The 25,206-nt window shown below is 41.2% G+C and carries 22 protein-coding genes; 18 read left to right on the top strand and 4 right to left on the bottom strand.

All coding sequences use genetic code 11. The annotated features are described in order from the left end of the window. Positions 1 to 466: 466 nt before the first annotated feature. The 3 genes from DFO73_RS19115 (at position 467) to megL (ending at position 4,267) form a co-directional block, all read left to right on the top strand. On the top strand, positions 467 to 952 hold the full coding sequence (locus DFO73_RS19115) for a hypothetical protein (protein WP_110066313.1): 486 nt from the start codon (positions 467 to 469) through the stop codon (positions 950 to 952). Positions 953 to 1,048: 96 nt separating this feature from the next. Then, a complete protein-coding gene (locus DFO73_RS19110) occupies positions 1,049 to 2,923 on the top strand; it encodes a sensor domain-containing diguanylate cyclase (protein WP_110066312.1) in 1,875 nt (624 codons plus the stop codon). Positions 2,924 to 3,079: 156 nt separating this feature from the next. Next, entirely contained in the window at positions 3,080 to 4,267 is a 1,188-nt protein-coding gene (gene megL / locus DFO73_RS19105; RefSeq protein ID WP_110066311.1) for a methionine gamma-lyase, read from the top strand. Between the two features lie 44 nt (positions 4,268 to 4,311). Here megL and DFO73_RS19100 read toward each other — a convergent pair whose 3' ends face one another. Beyond that, positions 4,312 to 4,791 (bottom strand): GAF domain-containing protein, encoded by a 480-nt coding sequence (locus DFO73_RS19100; RefSeq protein ID WP_110066310.1) that lies wholly within the window; start codon positions 4,789 to 4,791, stop codon positions 4,312 to 4,314. Between the two features lie 177 nt (positions 4,792 to 4,968). Between DFO73_RS19100 and refZ the strand changes: the two genes are divergently transcribed. Then, entirely contained in the window at positions 4,969 to 5,601 is a 633-nt protein-coding gene (refZ, locus tag DFO73_RS19095; protein ID WP_110066309.1) for a forespore capture DNA-binding protein RefZ, read from the top strand. A 27-nt stretch (positions 5,602 to 5,628) separates the two neighbouring features. On the opposite strand, the gene hisJ is transcribed toward refZ, so the two are convergent. Continuing rightward, positions 5,629 to 6,423, bottom strand: coding sequence for a histidinol-phosphatase HisJ (gene hisJ / locus DFO73_RS19090; protein ID WP_110066308.1), 795 nt, complete (start codon positions 6,421 to 6,423; stop codon positions 5,629 to 5,631). 346 nt (positions 6,424 to 6,769) lie between these two features. Between hisJ and ezrA the strand changes: the two genes are divergently transcribed. After that, complete coding sequence (gene ezrA, locus DFO73_RS19085; RefSeq protein ID WP_110066307.1) at positions 6,770 to 8,455, top strand: septation ring formation regulator EzrA; 1,686 nt, start codon at positions 6,770 to 6,772, stop codon at positions 8,453 to 8,455. A gap of 50 nt (positions 8,456 to 8,505) precedes the next feature. Here the strand turns inward: ezrA and brnQ are convergent, their stop codons facing one another. Continuing rightward, positions 8,506 to 9,849 carry a branched-chain amino acid transport system II carrier protein gene (brnQ, locus tag DFO73_RS19080; RefSeq protein ID WP_110066306.1) on the bottom strand — a complete coding sequence of 448 codons (1,344 nt, stop codon included), beginning with the start codon at positions 9,847 to 9,849 and terminating at the stop codon, positions 8,506 to 8,508. A 348-nt stretch (positions 9,850 to 10,197) separates the two neighbouring features. Here brnQ and DFO73_RS19075 point away from each other — a divergent pair, with 348 nt between their 5' ends. From DFO73_RS19075 to rarD, 6 genes are all read left to right on the top strand, one after another. Beyond that, positions 10,198 to 11,352, top strand: a complete 1,155-nt coding sequence (locus DFO73_RS19075) for a cysteine desulfurase family protein (RefSeq protein WP_110066305.1) — start codon at positions 10,198 to 10,200, stop codon at positions 11,350 to 11,352. Beyond that, positions 11,342 to 12,547: a tRNA uracil 4-sulfurtransferase ThiI gene (thiI, locus tag DFO73_RS19070; RefSeq protein ID WP_181396068.1), complete on the top strand. Its 1,206-nt coding sequence runs from the start codon at positions 11,342 to 11,344 to the stop codon at positions 12,545 to 12,547. The genes DFO73_RS19075 and thiI overlap by 11 nt, the downstream gene beginning before the upstream one ends. 138 nt (positions 12,548 to 12,685) lie before the next feature. After that, on the top strand, positions 12,686 to 12,889 hold the full coding sequence (locus DFO73_RS19065) for an alpha/beta-type small acid-soluble spore protein (RefSeq protein ID WP_110066303.1): 204 nt from the start codon (positions 12,686 to 12,688) through the stop codon (positions 12,887 to 12,889). A 429-nt stretch (positions 12,890 to 13,318) separates the two neighbouring features. Next, a complete protein-coding gene (mbcS, locus tag DFO73_RS19060) occupies positions 13,319 to 14,908 on the top strand; it encodes an acyl-CoA synthetase MbcS (RefSeq protein ID WP_110066302.1) in 1,590 nt (529 codons plus the stop codon). A gap of 93 nt (positions 14,909 to 15,001) precedes the next feature. After that, positions 15,002 to 16,597 (top strand): amidohydrolase, encoded by a 1,596-nt coding sequence (locus tag DFO73_RS19055; RefSeq protein ID WP_110066301.1) that lies wholly within the window; start codon positions 15,002 to 15,004, stop codon positions 16,595 to 16,597. 146 nt (positions 16,598 to 16,743) lie between these two features. Continuing rightward, positions 16,744 to 17,676 (top strand): EamA family transporter RarD, encoded by a 933-nt coding sequence (gene rarD / locus DFO73_RS19050; protein WP_110066412.1) that lies wholly within the window; start codon positions 16,744 to 16,746, stop codon positions 17,674 to 17,676. A gap of 263 nt (positions 17,677 to 17,939) precedes the next feature. Here the strand turns inward: rarD and DFO73_RS19045 are convergent, their stop codons facing one another. After that, a complete protein-coding gene (locus DFO73_RS19045) occupies positions 17,940 to 18,740 on the bottom strand; it encodes an NAD kinase (protein ID WP_110066300.1) in 801 nt (266 codons plus the stop codon). A 240-nt stretch (positions 18,741 to 18,980) separates the two neighbouring features. Here DFO73_RS19045 and sppA point away from each other — a divergent pair, with 240 nt between their 5' ends. From sppA to DFO73_RS19010, 7 genes are all read left to right on the top strand, one after another. Next, positions 18,981 to 19,991 carry a signal peptide peptidase SppA gene (sppA, locus tag DFO73_RS19040; protein WP_110066299.1) on the top strand — a complete coding sequence of 337 codons (1,011 nt, stop codon included), beginning with the start codon at positions 18,981 to 18,983 and terminating at the stop codon, positions 19,989 to 19,991. Between the two features lie 14 nt (positions 19,992 to 20,005). Beyond that, on the top strand, positions 20,006 to 20,590 hold the full coding sequence (locus DFO73_RS19035; RefSeq protein WP_110066298.1) for an RDD family protein: 585 nt from the start codon (positions 20,006 to 20,008) through the stop codon (positions 20,588 to 20,590). A 100-nt stretch (positions 20,591 to 20,690) separates the two neighbouring features. Next, complete coding sequence (locus DFO73_RS19030) at positions 20,691 to 21,386, top strand: DUF2953 domain-containing protein (RefSeq protein ID WP_110066411.1); 696 nt, start codon at positions 20,691 to 20,693, stop codon at positions 21,384 to 21,386. Between the two features lie 17 nt (positions 21,387 to 21,403). Then, complete coding sequence (ytfJ, locus tag DFO73_RS19025; RefSeq protein ID WP_110066297.1) at positions 21,404 to 21,865, top strand: GerW family sporulation protein; 462 nt, start codon at positions 21,404 to 21,406, stop codon at positions 21,863 to 21,865. A 127-nt stretch (positions 21,866 to 21,992) separates the two neighbouring features. Beyond that, positions 21,993 to 22,493 (top strand): thiol peroxidase, encoded by a 501-nt coding sequence (tpx, locus tag DFO73_RS19020; RefSeq protein ID WP_110066296.1) that lies wholly within the window; start codon positions 21,993 to 21,995, stop codon positions 22,491 to 22,493. A gap of 221 nt (positions 22,494 to 22,714) precedes the next feature. Next, entirely contained in the window at positions 22,715 to 23,701 is a 987-nt protein-coding gene (locus tag DFO73_RS19015; protein WP_110066295.1) for a class I SAM-dependent methyltransferase, read from the top strand. Between the two features lie 268 nt (positions 23,702 to 23,969). Beyond that, the gene (locus tag DFO73_RS19010; protein ID WP_110066294.1) at positions 23,970 to 25,157 is read left to right on the top strand and encodes an acetate kinase; all 1,188 of its coding nucleotides are present in this window, start codon (positions 23,970 to 23,972) and stop codon (positions 25,155 to 25,157) included. Positions 25,158 to 25,206: the final 49 nt, after the last annotated feature.

Genomic DNA, 25,206 nt, shown 5'->3' with positions numbered 1-25,206 from the left:
ATTTTGTTTTCATGTACCTTCGCCCTAGCAGCAGAGGGTTACACAGTACCCCATCCCCAGAAATGCGTAAGGCCCCCGCTTGTCGCGGATGGCGCCTGAAGCTAGATAAAACTAACTTCAAAGCTCTGGTTGAGGAACAAAATGAGTACATCAAGGTGCTCACATAGGCTGCAATATTTTACACAAAGAGTATTATATAACTTTTATTGGATATAAGTCAAGGTGTTATTGCGTATTATTAATCTCTTAGTTTTAGTAAACGATATTTGCAATTATATAGGAGAAATAAGGACTAGGCTATTTTTTGCGTAAAATGATTAAACAACTAAAGAGTCATTTGGAAAGATATGATATAATGAAGAAAAAATTGGAATATATGCAGATAATGAATGAAACAAGAATAGAAAAGCGGCTCCGCTTTTTTTAAATTTTAGTGTTTATTTCAATAGCCGCTGCAGGATTTTATATGCAGCAGGTGCCTGAGACTAATGGTCCGATAGTGCTGGTTCTTCAACAAAGCAGTAACGAAGTTTCTCCCAGAGTAGCTGTATATGAATATAAAAATGGCGAGCATCTGCTGGCAGTATTTGAAGTAGAAAGAACAAGGCCCTTTAAGTTTAAAACTCTCTATGCAGCCGAACTGAGCTTAGCTCCAGAGGAACTTGCCCCGGATCGGGAAGGGAATGGCTTCTGGGTTAAAACCGGAAAGGGCTGGCGTTATTTTGCCGGGAACCTTCAGCAGGCGAATAGGGATGAGGGGTTTAGAATGGCTTCATCACCCTATCAAATAGAAGATTCTGCAGATGGACAAACGCTTCATATTAAAGATAATACAATCAATCTGCCAAGCGGAGCAAAAGCGAAAGAGATCCATTCTTTATCTGAGGATGGCCTGCTTTGGCTGGTACTTGCTGAAGAAGATATTAAAATTGTGCGAATTGATACGAAATAGCCATAAATTTGTCGAAAAAAATAATCTTAGCTAGCTATAATAGTCTTATTGATTTAAAAATTCCTGATCTGAAACGGTTGATAGGTGATGATGGAGATGGATACGCTCGAACGCCAAATCATTTTTAAATTAAAAAGCCGCTTCTTTGATATTATCGATACAGAGAACGGGTTCTTTCATTATGAAAAACTGCTGGATGAAATGCTTTCGGCCATAAAGACTCTGACCGGTGCGGAAGAAATTATTTTATATGGCTGCAATGAATGGAAACAGGATTTTTTTGTAAAAGCTTCTACCAGCGATCAGGCAAGCGCTGTGCCGCCTGTTATTTCCCTTAATGGCCTAAAGGCATGGGTAAGGGAAAGCAGGGAACTCCGCATTGCGGGCATAGAGAATCAGGGGGAGGAATTAATCCTTCCATTGATGAAGGGTGACCTATTGCTTGGCTGTATGATCCTCAAAGGGGGACTGGATTCTTTTAGGTTTCTGCCAGAAAATATTTTACATGAGCTTAGCGGAGAGTGCGCACAATTTTTAGATAAGGCCCATGGGCTTGCCAAGATTGTATCGGAGGAAAAACGGTATAAACAGCTATACCGTGTAACTGAGAAATTTCACTCTTCGATGGATATGGATAGGGTGCTTGGGGAAATTATCTACACTTTGCAAGAAGTTTATCCTACCTTTACGTATTATCTATTATTGTCCCAGGACAATAATAGTCACGGAGATTTGCCGATTAGGGATCTGGAATATGACAGCGAAAATATCGCAGCCATGCAGGCATATGTAACAGGGTCTGTCCAATTTGAAGATTCCATTCAGGAAAAGCGCTCTGTACTTTATGCCCCGCTGAAAGGGAAACAGGGGGTTTATGGAGTCCTGCAGGTGATTGCTCCCAATACCCTGATGTTTCCTAAAAATGAGGTGGAATTTATCACGCTGCTTGCCAATACAGCAGGGAGTGCGCTTGAAAATGCCCAGCTTTATCAGCAATCCAAGCGCCTGATTACAGACCTTCAATTAATCAATGAAACCTCCCACCGCCTTAATTCGAATTTGCGCCTGACGGAAACGATGACATTTATGTCGGAGCAAATAGTGCGTTCATTTGACGCTGAGGAAGCGGGTTTTATTCTGATATCTCCTGAAGGTGTCAATTCAAATGTAATTAATGGGAGTACCTCTTTCTTCCACACAAAGAATGCGGATCCCTATATTCGGTATATTAAGGAAAAAATTATTAAGGAGAGGGAATCACTTTTTATAGGGGATTTTAGCTTGCAAAACCAGGAGCCGATTTCATACTTTAAGTCCATTATGGCAGTGCCAATGACCCAATCAGGAGCATTAAAGGGTTTTGCGCTAGTCATGCACCGCTCTCCTTACCATTTTTCATTTGAAACTTTTAAACTGCTGCAATCATTGATTCATCATTCCACTTTAGCTTTTACCAATTCAATGTTAAGGGAAGAACTGGAGAAGATGGTTGTGACAGATCATTTAACAAAGCTATACTCCAGGAGCTATTTGGACGACCGTATACATCAATCGATGAATGAGGACCATGAAGGAACATTTATGCTAATTGATATTGATGATTTTAAAGCGATAAATGATACATATGGACATCAGGTTGGGGATGATGTTATTATCCAGGTCGCCAATGTAATTAATGGAAATATACGCGGCACTGATGTAGGAGCGAGATGGGGCGGCGAGGAGCTGGCTGTTTACCTTCCGGCTGTTTCACTGGCAGCAGGGACAATCATTGCTGAAAGGCTCGTTAAAAAGGTATTTGAGAGTTCAAATCCTCGAGTGACCATTTCCTGTGGAGTCTCCTATTGGAGCAGGGGACGGAAAGACTCCTATCCGGCTTTATTTAAGAGAGCAGACAGAGCATTATATACTGCAAAGCATTCAGGCAAAAACAAAGCGGTCATCGAGTCAGCTAAAAATTCATTTATATAGGGACTGCCTCTAATTCAATAGGCAGTCTCTTTCTGTGAAAGGCATATTTACTTTTTTCAAAACAAAACACTTTCAAAAAATAGCCATTTATCATATGCTGAAAGAGAGGTTTTTTTAGAAAATATTGAAAGCGTTTACACCGAGAGGGAGAGTTATATGGAAAGGAAACATCAGGTAAAGTTTGAGACACAAGTCATTCATGAAGGCTATGATTCGGAAATGTTCAATGGAAGCCTTGCACCGCCAATTTTTCAAACATCAACTTTTACATTTGAAACTGCACAGCAAGGCGAAAAGCGCTTTGCCGGTGAAGAGGAAGGATATATTTATTCACGTCTTGGCAATCCGACGGTTAAAATGCTTGAAGAAAGAATGGCAGCCCTTGAGAAGGGGGAATCTGCCCTTGCTTTTGGGTCCGGCATGGCTGCGGTATCCGCTGTGCTATTTGCATTAACTAAAACCGGCGATCATATATTATGCTCTCAGGGCGTTTATGGATGCACATTTGGTTTGCTGGAGATGATGGATGAAAAATATAAAATCAGCCATGATTTTTCCGCCATGGAAACAAAAGAACAGCTTCTGAAGGAAATAAAACCTGAGACAGCCTGCATTTATGTTGAAACGCCGATTAATCCAACAATGAAACTGGTAGACTTGAAAATGGTTGCAGAAGTAGGGAGAGAGAAAGGGATACCTGTTATAGTCGATAATACTTTCTGTTCCCCTTATCTGCAAAATCCGATTGAACTGGGCTGTGATATTGTTATTCACAGTGCGACCAAATATATAGGCGGCCATGGGGATGTCGTAGCAGGGATTGTCATAGGTCCAAAAGAATTTTTGGATAAAGTTTCAACGACCACTCAAAAAGATATTGGGGGAATTATATCTCCATTTGATGCCTGGCTGCTCCTCCGGGGATTAAAAACACTAGCTGTAAGGCTAGACCGCCATTGTGAGAATACTGAAAAGCTTGCGGAATATTTATTGAAGCATCCAAAAGTTGAGAAAATTTATTTTCCGGGGGACAGCCATAATCCCGAGTACGAAATCGCCCAAAAACAAATGAGGAAACCAGGCGGAATGATCTCTTTTACACTGAAAGGAGATAAAGGAACAGCCCAGGCATTTATGAATAAGCTAAAGCTAATCAAAATTGCGGTGAGTCTTGGAGATGCTGAGACATTGATCCAGCACCCGGCTACCATGACTCATGCGGTTGTGCCACAAGAATCCCGGGAGCGAATGGGGATTGAAGATACACTGCTGAGACTTTCTGTCGGCCTTGAATCATGGGAAGATATCCGCGATGATCTGGCACAGGCACTTGATAGGATTTAATAGTCAAAAAAGGAGATGTCCTGTGAAGGGACACCTCCTTTTTGTTATAGATAAGATACCAGCACTTTTGTAAATTCTTCTAAGTATTCCTGATCGAGTTCATCAAAGCGGTTTTTTTCAGGTGAATCGATATCCAAAACACCTAGCAGATTCCCGTCTTTGATAAGAGGAACAACGATTTCAGACTCGGAAGCTGCATCGCAGGCAATATGTCCAGGGAATTGATGGACATCTTCAACCCGTAGAGTTTCCTTTTGTTTGGCAGCTGTTCCGCAGACCCCTTTTCCAAGTGGAATCCTTACGCAGGCAGGCAGTCCCTGAAAAGGCCCAAGCACAAGCTCCCCTCCTTCCATCAGGTAAAATCCTACCCAATTTGTACGGTCAAGGAATTGATTGAGCAGCGCGGATGCATTGCTGAGATTGGCTATTTGGTTCTTTTCTCCTTCAAGCAATGCAGAAAGCTGTTTGATTACTAATTTATAGTTTTCTTCACGGGTTCCCCGGTATGATTCGACATTAAACATCACTATTCACCTTACTCTCTAAAAAATATGTGAATTTGCTGGCAGAAACACAGGAAATTAGGAAGACATTGTCGAGAACTTAAAAAAGGATAAGACGATTTTAGCAAGAATGTTTAATTATAACAACTAATCCGCGTATTAAAGTGAATTTAAACGAAAGAAAGCGAGGCGGGAACGGTGAGGAAAAATTCTAAAGATGCAATTGTTTCGGCTGCCATATCCTTATTTAATACGAAAGGTTTTTCAGGGACATCCATTCGTGATATTGCCGGGAAAGCAAAAACCAACCCGGCAAATATATCCTACTACTTTGATAACAAACATGGATTACTTGAATATTGCTTCACTGCTTTTTTTGAAGGCTATATTCAGGAGATTGAGAAGGGATGTTCTCTGATTGACCAAGGAGCAGCCCTCAGCTTGAAAAAAATAGCGGAGAATATCATGGCTTACCAATTTGATAATAGCCATTTGACTAGGCTCATTCTCCGCGAAATATCGATTGATTCACAAGTGGTCCGGGAAATTATGTCCACTTATTTGGCTAAGGAAAAATTCTATTTCAGCAAGGTTTTGGAACGCGGAGTGAAAACAAAAGAGTTTCGGTCCCACTCAGCCAATTATATGATTATCCAATTAAAAGGGCTGCTGTCCATGCCATTTTTGAATACACATTATATGGCAGAGGTGCTGCATGTATTTCCTCACGAAAAATACTTCGCAGAAAAATACACGAAGGAAATCTTTAATTGGATTGACGGAGTCCTATGCAATCATCATGCAGGAAAACCATATGCTGCTGTGTTGTGAAACCCGCCAAAAAACGTTGAAGACCAATTAAAGGTATTTCATGACACTGCGGCCTTGCCCCATTTCCTTTACCTGGTGCGCATCTGAGCCATAAATAAGTGCAATCCCTTTTTTGAGGGCTTCTTTAGCTGCCCAATCAGGAGGATATGGTTCTTTGCAAAGGGGCTTGGAGAAGCCTGCTCCATTATAGTCAAGTTCAAACCCCTGAATTTGTACTGCATCCAGAATCTCCGAAATTTCTTCCCTGAATTCCCTATCAACGGGATATTTTTTTTGGAATTTTTTAACCAGTGTAATATGACCGATTCTTTTAGGTTTAAACGGACCCAAATCAGACCGGACTGATAAAAGAAGGGTACGGAAGTAATTTTTGTATACTGCTTCTATTGAACCGTATTGCTCGATCATTTTTCCAAACACATCTGGGCTGTAGTCCAGGCATTCGTATTGGTTATCATGCTTTAAAAAGTGGACAGATAAGATGGAATCATCCAAATATTTTCCTGCATTATTCAAAAAGTTCCGGGTTTCCTGTTCAAACCCTTCAATAAAATCTACCTCAAGCCCCGCATTGATTTTGATTTTCCCTTTATAAGCCGCTTTGACCCTTGAAATTTCTTCAAAATATTGTTCCAGTTCTTCTTGCCTAATAGCACTGTCAGAAGCAGGAGCAGGATCCTCGAAGCCCTTAGGCAATGGGGCATGTTCAGTAAAGGAAATTTCCCGGTAGCCAAGCTCCAGTGCTTTTTCGACATAATCTTCCAGAGGGTCTTTTGAACCATGCGGACAGAATGATGTATGGATGTGGCCGTCTTTAAACATAAGGAATATCACCTTTCTTTTACATTTAGGAAGGAAATAAGCAATAAAAAGCGAATTGTTTGTAATTGAGAATCTCATATTGTTCAATAAAAAGAGAAGGCGAATGTCTTTTTCATTTCTCTTACTTTTGAAAAATATCAGTCATACTCAAAAATTACCGATTGATTAACTCAATTAATTCATAAAAATATGAAATAAATAGTCAAAAAATGTCGTTTACATGGTATCATAAAAACATTGAAAATAACATACGAAATGCGGAAGCGCCTTCGGGTATGCAATACCAACTTAAATTAAAACCTATACATATACATATCGGCTCGGGAACAGAACAGGGGGCTTTATCATGGAATACATAATTGGAGGTATAGTCATACTTATATGCCTATATCTGACGGGACTTTTTTTGAAGAAAAAACACTATAAAGAAATTGACAGGCTTGAAACATGGAAGATGGAAATAACTGATCGCCCTGTTCTCGATGAGATGTCAAGGGTTAAAAAGCTTAATATGACAGGCCAAACTGAGGAATTATTTGAACGCTGGAGAAATGAGTGGGACGAAATTGTAACAACACAGCTTCCTGATGTTGAGGAGTATTTATTTGATGCTGAAGAGAATATCGATAAATACCGGTTTAAAAAAGCCCAGGAAATTCAGCAGAAAATCGAACTGCGTCTAACCGAAATTGAAGAGAGCATTAAAAAATTGCTTGGTGAATTGAATGAGCTTGTTGGGAGCGAAGAAAAGAACAGGGCGGAAATTGAAGAATTAAAAGATATGTACCGCGAATGCAAAAAATCACTGCTTGCCCATCGCCATACATTTGGGAAAGCAGAAACCATTCTTGAAAAACAGCTCGATGAGGCGATGGCGAAGTTTGAAGAATTTGATGAGAAAACAGAAAAGGGCAATTATCTCGAAGCCCGCGAAACTCTTCTAATGATCAAAGTTCTGCTGGAGGATGCCCAAAGCAAAATGGAGGCTATTCCCAACTTAATGGTGGAGTGCCAATCCAAAATTCCTTCCCAGCTGGATGAATTAAAGGATGGATACAAGGAAATGCTGGAACAGGGCTACATCCTTGATCATTTGCAAATGGATAAAGAAATTGAGCGGCTTGAACAGGAAGTAACTGAATATGCCGGCTATGTTGACAAGGCAGAGACTGCTGAGGTCCAGAAAGGTGTAGAGGAGATCAAAGACAAAATTGAGCTGTTATACGATCTCCTAGAAAAGGAAGTTCATGCAAGACACTACTTAAGCCAGCAGGATGAAGCAACCAGAAACATGCTGTATAATAACAAAGATATTAACAGCCATCTGAAAGCAGAAATGTCGGTTGTCCGGCAGAGTTACCATGTTTCGGATAAGGATCTGGAAGTTCAGGTGCAATTAGAAAAGAAATTAACCCAGCTCTTTAAAAAGTTTGAGGTACTCGAGCATAAGATTAACAGCCAAAGCGCTCCTCACACTGTTTTGAGGGAAGAGCTTGCTGAAGTCAAGGAACAGCTGGAGGAAATCTCGGATGAGCAGACAGCATTCGCAGAAAAACTCCAGGCATTAAGAAAAGATGAATTGTCTGCCAGGGAAAAGGTAAAAGAGCTAACCAAAAAAGTTACTGAGACCATGAGGTTTATTTCTAAAAGCAATGTACCTGGTGTTTCGCAGGAATATAAGTATTTGATCCAGGATGCAAAAGAAAGCATAGATAATGTGCTGGCGAAGCTGGATGAGAAGCCATTAAACATCCCGGCTGTACAGCAGTATCTAGAAGTGGCAGTTCTCACTGTAGACAAGGCTGCTGACTCGACCAATGAAATGATTGAGACCATTCTTCTTGCAGAGAAAGTGATTCAATATGGAAACAGATATAGAAGCAGATATCCATCCATAGATAAAGGCCTTAAAGAAGCGGAGTCTTCGTTTAGGAGCTATGAGTATAAAACAGCATTGGAACAGGCTGCTGCTTCTATAGAAGAGGTAGAGCCAGGGGCCATAAGGAAGATCGAAGAGATTATGAAAGAATAAAAAAAAGACCAGATCCACTAGGATCTGGTCTTTTTTGGTCTTAAGCTTGTTTACTCATGAACAGGAATTGGTTTTTTGGATTCCCCGAAAGCCAGCGCCAGGAAGTAGCCAATTATGGCTCCTGTGATGGCAGGCACGAGCCAGCCGATTCCCTGGGCAAAAAATGGAAGGAAATGAAGAGTGTCTGTTATGAATGCTACATCCATACCAGCTGTTTTTAATCCATCAATAAAACTGATCAGACCTGTAGGAATTAAAGCACCTATATAGACCAAAGAGTATCCATTAAATGCATTATGCATGAAGGATAGCAAAATCAGAACGATTGCCAGCGGGTAGATTATGATCAATATTGGCAATGAAATTTGAATCAGCTGTGTTAATCCGATATTTGCCACGACCATGCTAAACAAAGAGAGAATGGCCACAATGGTTTTATAAGAAACTTTCGGAAGAAGCTTAGAGAAATACTGAGCACATGCAGAGACAAGACCGACAGAAGTTGTCAGGCAGGCAACTGTAATGGCCAGTGCCAGTATCGCTGCTCCGGCCGATCCAAACAGGTATTGTGCAGAAGCAGAAAGGATAGCACCACCATTATCCATTTTTCCTAAAGCATCCATGCTGGTCGCCCCTATATAAGCAAGGGACAGATAAACCGCTGCTAAACCTGCTGCTGCGATCAGCCCCGCAGTAATGCATATCTTCATAAGAGCCTGTTTATTTGTAACGCCCATTCCTTTAATAGAACCAATGACAACGATCCCGAATACCAAAGCAGCAATTGTATCCATTGTCAGATAACCTTCTATAAATCCTTTAAAAAATGGCCCGTCCGTATATGCACCCTGTGGAGCTTTTAGATCACCAAGCGGTGTAATCAAACTTTTTATCACAAGGACTGAAAGAATAATAAGCAGTGCCGGTGTAAAAAGCTTGCCAATCCTGTCCACCAATTTGGAAGGGTTTAATGAAAGCCAGGCGGTGATGCCGAAAAAGATTACAGTATACAGAAAAAGTGGCAACCCATTTTTGGAAGCGGTTTCAGATAAGAACGGAATTACTCCGATTTCATAAGCTACAGTCCCTGTACGCGGAATTCCAAATAGTGGCCCTATGGCCAAATACATGACGATCGTAAATATAATTCCGTATAAGGGGTGTACACGGCTTGCTATCGTCTGCAAGTCACCATTTTTCGCTATTGCAATAATTCCTAAAAGCGGTAATCCAACACCTGTAATCAAAAATCCAACAATGGCAGTCCAGACATTTGTTCCGGCTTCCTGGCCTAGGAAAGGAGGAAAAATCATATTCCCTGCTCCAAAGAAAAGAGCAAATAACATTAGTCCAACCGCCAGAATTTGTTTTGATGTTAGTGTTTTATTCTCCATATATATCCTCCTGAACAGATAGTTCTATTTCTTAATGTTTAGAACATTTTCATATTAGCACACGTAATGAAAAAATTGTCGAATAAAAATGAAGTCTTAATATTTAGTATTTTATGATAACATCCGAGTAAACAATCAGTGCTGTAAGTCTAACATTTAACAGCCTTCCACAGAGAAATATATTCATTCATTTACTAAAAAAGGGCATATTTGAATAATTTAATAAAGTGCCATTTCCTATTATTATCAGTCATTTAAGCAGATATAATCAATTACGTTTTCATTCGGAGCAGGTTATGATATGATTTACAGTTGGCAAAAGGGTTTTCGCAACGAAAGGAGAAGACCATGATTTATTTTGATAATAGTGCAACAACAAAACCATATAAAGAAGTGCTTGATTCATTTATAAAGGTTTCCTCAGAATACTATGGCAATCCATCTTCACTGCATGGCATGGGAGGCCAGGCAGAAAGGCTTTTGATGCAGGCAAGGGAGCAAATTGCCCAATTGATGAATGTCCAGCCTAATGAAGTTTATTTTACCTCTGGAGGGACAGAAAGCAATAATTTAGCTATAAAGGGTACGGCTTTAATGCACAGGAATAGGGGCCGCCATATTATTACAACGGCAGTAGAACATGCTTCGGTTAGTGAAACCATGGCACAGCTCCGGGACTTGGGCTATCGTATTACGATTATACCGCCAGACAGCAGCGGAATTGTAAGTGTGGAGGATATTGAGAAAGAGATAACATCCGAAACGATTTTAGTATCGGTTATGCATGTAAATAATGAAATAGGTTCTATTCAGCCCATTAATGAAATAGGTAAGCTGCTGAAAAAACATTCAAAAATTGTATTCCATGTGGATAATGTTCAGGGGGTTGGAAAGGTTCCGCTTGATCTTTATGAAGCCAATGTGGACCTGTGTACCATTTCGGCCCATAAATTTCACGGTTTAAAGGGAAATGGGGTCCTGTTCATCCGTGATGGCATCCATCTTTCACCATTATTTTCCGGTGGGAATCAGGAATGGAAGCAAAGAAGCGGTACAGAAAATGTAGCCGGGACAGTGGCGATGGCAAAAGCATTAAGACTTACGATGAATAACAAGGAAAAATTTCTTGATCGGCTTCTATCTATTAAAAAGTACCTCGTGGAGGAACTTGGAAAAATGGAGGATATCACTGTCCATACTCCTGAAAGCCATTCTGCTCCGCATATTATTAATTTTTCCATAAAAGGGTTTAAAGCTGAGGTATTTGTCCACGCTCTTGAAGAGAAGGACATTTATGTATCCACGACAAGTGCTTGCTCGTCAAAGAAAGCGGCTGCCAGCAGTACTCTGATTGCAATCGGAGTTCAGGAAAAGGATGCAAAAAGTGCCATAAGGGTCAGTTTAACTTATGAAAATACACTGGAAGAAGCCGCAGCTTTCATAGAGGCAGTGAAAGAGACTGTTAATCGGCTAAGAGAGGTTATGAAATATGATAAATTATGATCGAATACTTATAAGATATGGAGAAATTTCCACAAAAGGCAGGAACCGCAATAAGTTTGTAGATAAATTGAGAAAAAGCATATCCAATGTGCTTCATGATTTTACGGGAATCAAAATTGAGGCTACCAGAGACCGCATGTATGTCATTTTGAATGGTGCAGATGGCAAGGAGGTTTCAGAGCGGCTTAAAGGTGTATTTGGGATTCAATCCTTCAGCCCGGCTGTTAAAACTAATAAAGATATGGAAGCGATGAAGGATGCTGCGCTGGCCTTATTCCAAAAAAAGTATGAAGAAGGAAAGACATTTAAAATTACAGCGAAGAGGGCCGATAAGAGTTTCCCTTTAAATACAGATGAACTCAATCATGAATTTGGCGGGCATTTGTTAAAGAATGTACCGGGCTTGAAGGTAAACGTTAAAAAGCCGGATATTAATCTCCAAATTGAAATCCGGGAAGAAGCTGCTTATTTATCGTGTGAAACATTCCAAGGAGCAGGAGGCCTTCCAGCTGGATCCGGCGGCAAGGCGATGCTGATGCTTTCTGGGGGGATTGATAGCCCAGTAGCCGGTTATTTGTCCATGAAAAGAGGCCTGGAGGTGGAAGCTGTCCATTTTTACAGCCCGCCTTTTACAAGTGAACGAGCAAAGCAGAAGGTCATTGATCTTACGGAAAAATTGTCAAATATTACGGGGGCAGTTGCACTTCATATTGTTCCATTTACAGAAATCCAGCAGCTGATTCAGCAGCAGGTTCCTCAAAATTATACAATGACGGCTACAAGGCGCCTAATGCTGCGGATTACAGATGAAATCCGCAGGAAAAATGACGGGCTTGCCATCATAACAGGGGAAAGCCTTGGCCAGGTGGCAAGCCAGACGCTGGAGAGTATGTACGCCATTAACGATGTAACAAACACTCCTGTACTTAGGCCCCTCATTACAATGGATAAATCTGAAATCATCGAGATCGCTCGAAAGATTGATACACATGATATATCCATCAGGCCTTTTGAAGATTGCTGCACGGTATTTGTTCCGGCTTCTCCAAAGACAAAGCCGAAACGGGACAAAGTCCGTCACTTTGAAAGCTTTGTTGATTTCGAACCTCTTATTGCAAAAGCGGTTAAGAATACAGAGGAGATAATCATTAAGCCTCAATCAGGCAAGGAAGAGTCTTTTGAAGATTTATTCTAATCTTGTTGGATTTTTAGGTTCGGAATACACTGCTGTACTGCAAGATTCTTCTTAAAAATAATGCAATAATTACCAGTAAATATTTGAATATGGCCATGTGATTCTACACATTCTATACTCACAAGGAGGTGAAATCACATGGCAAACAACAACAACTCAAACCAACTTCTAGTTCCTGGAGTTCAACAAGCTCTAGATCAAATGAAGTACGAAATCGCTACTGAATTCGGTGTAAACCTTGGTGCAGAAACTACTTCTCGCGCTAACGGTTCAGTAGGAGGAGAAATCACTAAGCGCTTAGTTCAAATGGCTGAACAGCAATTAGGCGGTTTCCAAAAATAATTAAATACTATGGCTACAAGGAGCAGGAATTCTTTCCTGCTCCTTATTTATGTTAAGTTTTTTGTTAAGCTCATTGTTGAATTTTTGTAATTTGTTGGTTGGTGCGGTTGGAGCAGCTCCTCGAAAATGCATTCGCATTTCAATAGTACGGTGTTTATTCGACGATGATGGTTCAATTTCCAGCGGGAAATGCATGTCATAGGGAGACCCCGCAGGGCGCGTGGGCCGAGGACGCTCCCCGACTGACTACGTTCGTAGAGCTTCTTGAGCAGAATCAACAGGCAAGCTAAATAGCCTATGTTTTAAACAGAAAATATTTTTCAAAAAATAAATATTTTAAAATTTTAGAATAGTTTAGTATAATAATTTCTATAGAACTGCATCTCAGGTCAAGGCATCAGCAAAAAGACATTGTTAGGGGGAGATTTGATGAAACGGGAAGATCTAATCGCACCGGAGAAATACAATCTCGTATCAGAAATGGAGCGTTATGCCGAGGATAAGGACAAGCTTGCAATCAAATGGGAAAATGAGCAGGGAGAGAAAAAAGAGGTTACATACAGAGAGCTGCTCCGTAATGCGAACAAAATTGGAAACGTTTTCTTAGGAAATGGTTTGCAAAAGGGAGATGTTATTCTCATTATCGTTCCAAGGCTGATTGAAGCATATCAAGTATACATTGCTTCATTAAAAGCCGGAATTGTCGTGATACCGAGTTCTGAAATGCTCCGTACAAAAGATCTTCAATACCGAATTAATCATGGGGATGTTAAAGGTATTGTAAGTTATTATCCATATGTTGATCAATTTAAAGATATTAAGGAAGCAGGCAGCATTCCGAAATTTGTGATTGGGGGCCAAGCGGAGGGCTGGATCCAATTGGATGAGGCAATGAATGAGGCTTCTGACGAACTGCCATTGGCAGATACAACCAGGGATGATATGGCGTTCCTATCCTATACATCGGGAACCACAGGAAATCCGAAAGGTGTTGTACATACACACGGCTGGGCATTCGCCCATCTAAAAACAGCTGCACCTAACTGGCTCTGCATTGAAGAAGGGGATACAGTATGGGCTACAGCAGGACCTGGGTGGCAAAAGTGGATTTGGAGCCCGTTCCTTTCCGTCCTTGGTTCAGGTGCTACTGGCCTAGTGTACAATGGAAAGTTTGAGCCGAAAAAGTATTTGCAGCTTTTAGAGGATTATAAGGTAAATGTCCTTTGCTGTACGCCTACAGAATACAGGCTGATGGCAAAGGTGGATAATATTCATGAATATAAGCTTCCGGAGCTCCATAGTGCTGTTTCAGCTGGTGAGCCGCTGAACCGCGAAGTAATTGATACATTTAAAAAGCATTTTAATGTAAACGTGCGTGATGGCTATGGCCAAACAGAAAATACCCTGCTTGTCGGTATTACAAAAGATATGGAGCTTAAGGCAGGCTCGATGGGCAAACCGACTCCTGGCAACAGGGTTGAAATTGTTAATGAGGACGGAGAAGTTTGTGCTGTAGGCGAAGTAGGCGATATTGCTGTCCATGTAGAAACTCCTGCATTATTTAAAAACTATTATAAGGATCCGGAAAGAACGGTTATGCAATTCCGCGGGGATTATTATATTACTGGAGATAAAGCAAAAAAAGATGAAGACGGATACTTCTGGTTTGAAGGGCGCGGCGATGATATTATCATAAGCTCCGGCTATACCATAGGGCCTTTTGAAGTTGAAGATGCATTGGTAAAGCACCCGTATGTAGCTGAATGTGCAGTTGTCGGCAGTCCGGATGAGTTACGCGGAAATATTGTCAAGGCCTTCGTTGTATTAAGGGAAGGCGTTGACCAAAACGATCCAAACTTAGTATCAGTGCTTCAGGAGCATGTGAAGGAGCTGACAGCACCATATAAATACCCACGCAAAATCGAATTTTTAACCGAGCTTCCTAAAACAACATCAGGAAAAATTATGCGAGTTGAATTAAGGAAAAAGGAAGCCGAAACAGCTTCAGCCCAAAACTAAATCCCAATAAAAAATACAGGCGGGAAATCCGCCTGTATTTTTGTTATACTATGTGAAAATGAAATTTTTAGTATGGTAAAGGGGAAAAGATTTATGGGAACGCTGTGGCATGGGGGGACTATTTATACCCTCCAGCAAGAAAATCATCAGGTAGAAGCCGTTTTTACAAAAGGAAACAGAATCGTTGAGCTTGGCGGTTTCCGCGACTTAAAGGAAAAGTATAAAGAAGAGATACAGGAAGAAATAGATTTGAATGGGAGCACAATGCTTCCGGGATTTGTGGATAGCCATATGCATTTGATCGGGCATGGCGAAAGGCTGATCAGGCTGGATCTTTCAAAACATACCTCCAAGCAGGATGTTCTTATGGCAGTAAGGCAATTTTCAGAAACAGTTGAGGAAGGGGACTGGGTAATAGGCGAAGGCTGGAATGAGAACCTTTGGGATCAGCCTGAACCTATATACGCCCATGAACTGGATCAGGTGGTGCCCAATCACCCTGTGATGCTTAAACGTGTATGCAGACATGCACTGGCAGCCAACTCGCTTGGTCTGAAAAAGGCTAATATTTCAGAAGCTACAGAGTGCCCGCCTGGGGGAGTTATTGATATAGATGAACATGGAAAGCCTAATGGACTATTAAAAGACCAGGCACAGGAGCTTCTATTTCATGTGCTTCCAGCGGTTTCGGAGAACTATTTAAAGAAGGCTCTTCATGCAGCTATAAGCGATGCTTATAAACTGGGGCTAACGGGCGGACATACAGAGGATCTGAATTATTATGGAGGCTTCGGCCAAACCTATCAGGCATTCAAGCAGGTAATAGAGGGAGATGAATTGCCGTTTCGCGCCCATCTTCTTGTCCACCACGAGGTTGTTGAAGATATGGTGGAGGCAGGCGGAAGCTTTTTGGCCGGGAGCGAACATATTGAGTTCGGGGCAATGAAGATTTTTGCCGATGGAGCCCTGGGTGGGAGAACAGCTCTGTTAAGCCATCCATATGCTGACGATCCTTCCACATCGGGAGTCGCTATTTATTCCCAGGATGAGCTTGATGGCCTTGTGGAAAAAGCGCGTATTCATGAAATGCCTGTTGCCGTCCACACGATTGGAGATCTGGCTTTTGAAATGGCTTTGCATGCGATTGAAAAGCATCCTTTAAAAGGAATCGGAAGAGATAGGCTAATCCATGCGCAGATTTTGCGGAAGGATCTGATTGACAGGGCTAAAAAACTGCCTCTAATCCTGGATATCCAGCCAAGGTTTACAGCATCTGACTTTCCTTGGGTAATTGACCGCATTGGCGAAGAAAATATGGAATACTGTTATGCCTGGAAAACTCTTTTAGAGGAAGGGGTACCTTGTGCAGGCGGCTCGGATGCGCCAATCGAACCTGCCAATCCGCTTCTCGGCATCCATGCAGCTGTCACAAGAACTAATATCGATGATCCAAATAAAACAATTTATTATCCAAACCAAGCATTATCTGTTTACGAGGCAGTCAGCTTATTCACCAAAGGAAGTGCCTTTGCCGCATCACACGAATCCGACCTTGGAATAATCAAAGAAGGCTATTTTGCAGATTTCACCATATTAAAAGCAGACATCTTTAAAATACCGAAGCAGAAAATCGCCGATATAACCGTCGATAAAACGGTTATTGACGGCAAAATCGTTTATGATGCATAAATTTCAGTACCAGGTACCTATACCACTTCGCTCAACTGGTATAGGTACCTGGTACTCGTTTGGAAGGGAAAAAAAGATTGCCAACATTTTTCCGTTCGACTTATAATATAAATATTTCGATACTAGAAAGAATTGAGGCAATGACAATGAAAAATAATGAAGTGCAAATGGGTGCTCTTTATGCCGGGTTCGCTTACTTTTTGTGGGGAATCCTGCCGATTTACTGGAAGTATTTAAATCATGTTAATGCAGATGAGATTTTAGCAAACCGGGTTATTTGGTCGTTGTTCTTTATGCTGTGTATTCTGCTGTCCACAAAGAAGTGGCACTCTCTCATTACGACACTAAAAGGGTTCCGGACCAACAGAAAGCAGCTTTATGCTCTTGTCATTGCTTCGTTGTTAATCAGCACAAACTGGTTTTTGTACATTTGGGCGGTTAACACGGACCAAATGATCGAGGCAAGTCTTGGCTATTATATAAACCCGCTTGTAAGTGTACTGCTGGGAATGATTGTTTTTAAAGAAAAGCTTTCGCCAGCCCAATATGTATCCTTTGGGCTGGCGTTTACGGGAGTAATGATCTTAACCTTAAGCTATGGACGTTTCCCGTGGATTGCTTTTGTGCTGGCTCTGTCCTTTGGCCTTTATGGCTTAACAAAAAAGCTGATAAAAGTAGACTCCGCCATTGGCCTTACGCTCGAAACGCTAGTGGTGACCCCTATTGCATTGCTTTATATGACTTCTCTTTTTATAAACGAAAAGCAAGCATTCCTAAATGGTTCAGTAAGCACCGACTTGCTTCTTATTGGGGCTGGAGCGGCAACTGCAATACCGCTTCTGTACTTTGCAAAGGGCGCCCAGAAGATACCGATGTCCATGCTCGGCTTTTTGCAGTACATTGCTCCGACAATCACATTAATACTCGGTGTGTTTATATACCACGAGCATTTTACAAAGCTCCATCTGCTTTCGTTTATGTTCATTTGGCTGGCATTGACCATTTATTCGATCTCAAGGACGAAGCTTTTTGTTCATTGGGAAACAAAATGGAAGCGCAGCAGAGATGTTGGCATATAGAAAAAGAGTTTCGCATGATGTGCGAAACTCTTTTTTACGGCTCTTTTAATTTTGCCTGTTGATTTCCGCTTAAGACGTTCAGCGAACTGCAGACGGTCCGACACTCCTTGGCGGGAGCGCCTGCCGGGTCTCCCTTTGACAAGCTCTTCCCGCAGGACTTTGAATAATTCCCCGATTTTTACAACGAACAAAGGAAATGCGGTGTACAATCGGGATCTCGCGCCTTCCGCTCCAATCAGCAGGGTACTAAAATCACCATGAGCTTACAAAAATGATCTTTTCACTTTTTCCCAGAAAGAATTGTCTTTAAGTTTTACTGTTTTGATGATTTTTTCACTGAGCTTTATATCTATCTTTTCTACATGCTGGATGCTTAGAGCTTCATTGTCCATGCCCATTGTAGGATGGTCGTTGCCGTCCTGTACAACCCTTAAAGTCAATTTGCGGTTTCCGCTTAGGATAAAAGAGGAACCAAGCGTACGATAGCGGTTGTTATTAAGAGATGCCATTTCGCTCACCTGCATACAAGGAAGCATTGGATCAACCACAGAGCCGTTAACAGACTTGTTATAGGCTGTGCTTCCAGTCGGTGTGGCAACAATCATTCCGTCTCCCCTAAAGGTTTCAAAATGAAGATCATCAATGAATACATCAATTACAAATGTTTTAATAATGGCAGACCGGATGCTGAATTCATTTAAGCACTGAAAAGATGTCTGGTCATCAACCGTTACATCGATGGTTGGATAGCGCCTAACTTCCACTTGTTCATAAGTCATTGCTTCCACCATTTTTGCAGTGTCGTCCAGATTAAAATCACAATAGAGGCTCAGGCTGCCGGTAGTTGAGATTCCCGCATATAAGCAATCATCTCTGAAGCCGGTTTTGCGGACTGCCTGCAAGAACGTCCCGTCTCCTCCAATGCTTACAATGATATTTGCTTGCTTGTAATCAGTTACGATATTAAAATCATGCTCTTTAGCCAGATTGTATAGAGGGCTGACTTTTTCCATCATTTCGTCATCTCGTTTGTGATAAAAATAAATGTTGCGGCGTGTAGGCATATTCATTCCTCCAAACAATAGGTTATATAATAAGTCTAATACATGGCTTTTCTTTCCCAAATAATTCATATTTTGCTATGATTATGGTTGTTGAATTCAGTTTACCTGTTTTTGAAACATTTTAAAAGTTTATACGTATGGAGAATATGTGACGGATTGGTTTGCCGTAATAATCAGTTACGGTTATGTTCACTGGCTGATTATGATATGGAGAGCGATGATTAAAAAGGAGGATATTCAATGAATGGAAAACGTTGGGCTGCTCTGGGGATAGCGGCTGGTTTGTTTGTTTTTTCAGTCGTGCTGAATTTCGTCACGGCATTTGCTTTTACAGATATTGAAAGTTCGGTTACGGATCTGTTTGCCGGCAGCAATGAGGCATTTATGGAAGAAGTGATTGAGGAAGGGAACGCAATGAAAAAAATTGCTGTCCTGGATGTAAATGGGGTGATTCAGGATACGGGAGACGCTGCTTCTTTATTTGCCAGTCCGGGATACAATCACAAGGGCTTCATGGAAAATCTCGAATATGTTAAGGAAGATGAGGCTGTAAAAGCCATTATCATTCGCGTAAATTCCCCTGGCGGAGGCGTAGTCGAAAGCGCGGAAATTCATGATAAGATTGTTGAAATTCAGAAGGAAACAAAGAAGCCGGTTTACATATCAATGGGGTCCATGGCTGCTTCAGGGGGCTATTATATTTCCGCTCCGGCTGATAAAATTTTTGCCAGTCCTGAAACATTGACGGGTTCTCTTGGCGTCATTATGCAAGGCTACAATTATGCCGGGCTGGCTGAAAAATATGGTGTTGAGTTTGTTACCATCAAGAGCGGCCCTTATAAAGATATAATGAGTCCAACCAGGGATATGACGGAAGAAGAACGAAAGATCCTGCAATCCATGATTAACAATTCATATGAGGGCTTTGTTAAAGTAATTTCGGAAGGCCGGAGCCTTCCTGAGCAAAAGGTAAAAGAAATCGCAGATGGCCGCATCTATGACGGACGCCAGGCGAAGGAACTAAACCTGATTGACGGCTTTGGTTATGACGATGATGTGATTGAACAATTAAAGAAAGACCATAATTTAAAAGGTGCGCAGGTTGTAGAGTATACCGAGAATCTTGGATTCGGATCCATCTTCAGCATGGGCGCGCGCAAAATCATGGGCGAAGATCTTGAAATGGCAGGATTAATGAAAATGCTGTCCCAGCCAAATTCACCGCGCTTAATGTATCTATATGCTGAATAGGGAGGTGCGAATAAATGAATTCTAATGACCCGAATGATAAAGAGTTTGTACAATCTGATTTTGACCCATTGTATAAAGATGGAGATACCGATTTACTAAACTCACAACATGATGTATCTATAGAGGGTAAGCAGGCTGCTGAACAAGGAAACTTCCTCCCAGATCAAAAAACAGCAGATCCAATTAGGTTTGCCGGATTTTGGATGAGATTTTGGGCTTATCTTTTTGATTTAGTTGTTGTTGGCAGTATTGATCGGATTTTGATTAGCCCGATCTTCCGGGCAATGGATATCCCATTAAATGAAAATAGTTTATTTGCACCGATTACGATAGCAACAGCCATCACTTTTTACGCCTACTTTGTGCTAATGACAAAATTCTTTGGCCAGACACTTGGTAAAATGGTCTTTGGGTTGAAGGTAGTTGACCTCGAAGGCAAAAAGCTAACATGGGGAACGATTATTTTCCGCGAATGGATTGGGCGGTTTATATCAGTGACCATTTTTATCGGCTATGTGATCGTCGCCTTCCTTCCGAAAAAACAGGGCCTGCATGATCTCTTTGCTGATACCTCTGTTGTTCATGAAAGGCAGATATAGCAACCATAATAAGGTAATTGTAAATAAGCCTGTCACCCATTGGTGGCAGGTTTATTTTTATCCAATTGGGCATAATACAAGGCTGAAAGGGGTGAGAAAAGTGAAGTGGCTGCTGATCGCCGTAATTGCCCTTATAATTCTTTTCATTTTGATTATGGTAACGAAGCTGAAAGTATTATTTCATTTTTATCACGGAAATGAAAATGATCATGTAAAGATTCAATTCAAAGCATGGTTCGGGCTGATCAGGTACAAGATTGAAGTCCCGCTTATAAAAGTCGATGACAACTCCCCAACACTGGTCGTTGAAGAAAAAAAAGCAGCCGGAACCCAGGAAGACGCAACAAATAAAGAGACGAAGCAATTCTCCGCAAAGGATCTTATTAATGGCTTGCATGATACGAAAGAACTGATAAACCATATTGTGTCACTTCATCGGATCATCCGAAAATTCCTGGGTCATGTGACCATCAGTAAACTTGAATGGCATACCTTTGCAGGAACCGGGGATGCAGCCCATACAGGTATGCTTACCGGAGCACTATGGGCGATTAAAGGCAGCATTATCGGGCTGATCAGCCACTATACGAAGCTGAAAGCACCGCCCGATATCACGGTCACTCCCCATTTTCAATTTGCTGTATCACAAACAGCTTTTTCATGTATGATTCATTTTCGTGTCGGGCATGCTATGTTAGCAGGAATTAAACTGATTAAATATTGGAAAGGCGGACGGCCTGATTTCAAAACAAAGCCGCTCTCTGCCTTATCTGATGATGGTTCAAAATCTGTCTAAAAGAGGAGGAGCAGTTTATGTCTGACCATCCAATTCAAGGGCTTATGACTACTGCAATGGAAAACTTGAAGGAAATGATTGATGTTAATACCATAATTGGAGACCCAGTTGAAACCCCAGACGGCAGTGTGATTTTAACTGTTTCGAAGGTAGGCTTTGGGTTTGCTGCTGGAGGAAGCGAATTTATGCTTGACGGACCGTCAGGAGAGCAGAAGGGCCACCCTTTTGGCGGAGGTAGCGGAGGCGGTGTCTCCATCACCCCGATTGCATTTTTAATTGTTAACTCCCATGGTGTGAAAATGGTCCACCTTGATGAAAGCACTCATTTATATGAGAAAATTCTTGACCTTGCCCCTCAGGCTGTTGATAAGATTCAGCAAATGTTCAACAAGAACAATGGTAACAGCAATGGGAATCAGCAAAGCCAAAATCAGAATAGCCAAGAATATAATGGCCCTAAAAAAGACCTTGATATTTAATAGAAGAAAGTTAACTTTCCAAAGGGGAGTTAACTTTTTTCTTGGATCTTACCCTTAATAATTGCAAAAAAGATTCTGAAAAGATATGATTTACACTGTACATAAGTGATTAAGGAGGATGATTTATATGGCATCTATTACATTTAAAGGAAATCCGGTAACATTGCTTGGAAATGAAGTAAAAGCAGGAGATAAAGCTCCTGAATTTAAGGTGTTGGCAAATGACCTTTCAGAGGTAACACTTGCTGATTCAAAAGGGCAAGTTCGTTTAATCAGTGTGGTTCCTTCAATCGATACAGGCGTTTGTGATGCACAAACACGCCGTTTTAACGAAGAGGCTGCTAAGCTTGATAACGTAAAGATTCTTACAGTATCCGTGGATCTTCCATTTGCTCAAAAGCGCTGGTGTGCAGCAGCAGGCATTGAAAACGTCCAAACTGTTTCAGATCACCGCGACCTTTCTTTCGGGGAAGCTTACGGAGTTGCAATCAAAGAACTTCGCCTATTGGCTCGTGCCGTTTTTGTTGTTGATTCAAATGACACTGTTACTTATGTAGAATATGTAAGTGAAGCAACGGATCATCCAAATTACGAAGCAGCAGTAGAAGCTGCCAAGCAAGCCAAATAATAGAATGATGAAGCCCCGGATATTTTCCGGGGCTTTGGTTTTTTTCGGGCTAAAAAGAATTTTTCGCGGATAAATCAAAAACATAGCGGTTATATTCGATTTTTTACGGATAAAATTAAATATTAGCGGATAAACCAGTGGCCGATATTAGCACTAAACTTGTGAATGGCACAAAAGCCCGTTAAAATAGGAAAATAGAATAAGAACGGGAGGAATATGCTGTGAAAATAGTTCCGGTTGAGGATTTATTTACAATTTTTAATGAAACGGCAACAATCATGCAGGAAGAACTGCAGTGTACATATTTGGAAGCTCTTGCTGAAACGGGAGAAAATCTTTTCCATGAAAGCATTCTTCAGGAAGAACTGAGCGAATTGACGGTAAAAAGGCTAAAGAAGAGCTATGAATCCGTTAACTTGAGCGATTATACAAAAGAGGAAATCAGAAAGTCCTTTCAGCTATCGATTTTAAAAGGAATGAAAGAAAACGTGCAGCCCAATCACCAAATGACCCCGGATGCTGTGGGTATGCTAATTGGCTATCTGGTTGATAAGTTTGTCCAGAAAAAATCTTTCCGCCTTCTCGATCCGGCAGTGGGGACAGGGAATTTATTAACAACCGTGATGAATCACCAAAAGGATAAAACAGTTGAAGCAACCGGTGTAGAAATTGATGACCTATTAATTAAGCTCGCATATATTAATGCCAATCTGCAGGAACATCCGATCCAGTTTTTCAACCAGGATAGCCTTGAACCGCTGTTTATCGAAGCTGCGGATGCAGTGGTCAGTGATTTGCCTATTGGCTATTATCCAAATGATGTCAGATCGGCTGAGTATAAACTAAAGGCAGATGAAGGGCATTCCTACTCTCATCACCTGTTTATCGAGCAAAGCATTAATCATGTGAAGCCGGGCGGCTATTTATTTTTCATCATTCCAAATGGCATGTTTGAAAGCGAACAAGCACCGAAGCTGCACGAGTACTTAAAGGAAAATGCGTATATCCAAGGTCTAATGCAGCTCCCGCTTACCATGTTCAAAAATGAAAAAGCAGCTAAAAGCATTTTCGTTCTTCAGAAGAAAGGGGAAGGAGTTACTCCTCCTAAACAGGCTCTTCTGGTTAATCTGCCAAGTTTATCGAAAACAACAGAAGTTGAAAAAATCCTCAAGAAAGTTGATGCCTGGTATAAAGAAAGTAAACAATAAACAAAAGGACGAAGCCGTGCTGCTAAAGCCGGCTTCTTTTTCGTGTATAGCAAGGAGTAAGTCTTCTCAATATAGCGAAGTATCAGAAAATCAGAAAATATTTAATTTAACATGAAAACGATACCATTGCAAGGTATTTCTTGAAATGTGCCGCTGACAGTGTTTAAATGGGGAATTGAGAGATATTAATGATGTCCGTTGTACAAAATAAGGTTGTACCATTTTGACATCTCACAGATGTTTTTTATATAAAAGGAGCGGTTGCTTTATGGCAAAAATCATAGCAATTAACGCCGGCAGTTCCTCGTTAAAATTTCAGCTTTTTGAAATGCCGAGCGAAGAAGTTATCACAAAAGGTTTAATTGAGCGTATTGGATTGGATAATGCGGTTTTCAATATTTCCGTTAATGGCGAAAAAATTAAGGAAGTTACAGATATTCCTGATCATGATGTAGCTGTTAAAATTCTGCTTGATAAATTAACGAATCTTGGAATCATTCAATCACTGGATGAAATTGAAGGAATCGGCCACCGTGTCGTTCACGGCGGAGAAGCATTTAATGACTCTGTTATCATTTCAGATGGAGTACTTGCGAAAATCGATGAGCTTTCCGAGCTTGCACCTCTTCACAATCCAGCAAATATTACTGGAATAAAAGCATTCCAGCAGGTGCTTCCAAATGTGCCGGCTGTTGCAGTGTTTGATACAGCATTCCACCAGACAATGCCTGAAAGTTCATTCTTATACAGTTTGCCATATGAGTATTATGAGAAATATGGTATCCGCAAATATGGATTCCATGGCACCTCACATAAATATGTATCAGAACGTGCGGCAGAAATGCTTGGCCGTCCTCTTGAACAGCTTCGTCTTATCTCCTGCCACCTGGGAAATGGCGCAAGTATTACTGCTATTGAAGGCGGAAAGTCTATTGATACCTCAATGGGATTCACTCCACTTGCAGGTGTAACAATGGGAACCCGATCAGGTAATATTGACCCGGCCCTCATTCCGTTCATTATGGAAAAAACGGGTAAGAATGCAGATGAAGTTCTGGATATACTTAATAAAAAGAGCGGTATGCTTGGCGTTTCAGGCTTCTCAAGCGACCTTCGCGATATTGAAACCCAAGCTGTGGAAGGGAATGAAAGAGCGGAATTGGCTCTTGAAGTATTTGCCAACAGAATCCACAAATATATCGGGTCTTATGCATCCCGCATGTTTGGTGTAGATGCAATCATCTTTACAGCTGGAATCGGCGAAAATAGTGATGTTATCCGTGAGCGTGTCCTTCAGGGACTTGAATTCATGGGCGTATACTGGGATCCAGCGTTGAACAAGGTACGCGGGGAAGAAGCGTTCATCAACTACCCTCACTCACCTGTAAAAGTCATGATCATCCCAACAAATGAGGAAGTCATGATTGCTCGCGATGTTGTGAGATTGGCTAAATAATAATCAAGACAAGGGCTTTAAAGCCCTTGTCTTTTTTATATTGACTCTG

It is taken from the genome of Cytobacillus oceanisediminis, from assembly GCF_003182355.1.
GTDB lineage: Bacteria > Bacillota > Bacilli > Bacillales > Cytobacillaceae > Cytobacillus > Cytobacillus oceanisediminis_A.
Note: the sequence above shows the minus strand (reverse complement) of the source record. Positions and strands in the feature narration are given on the sequence as shown.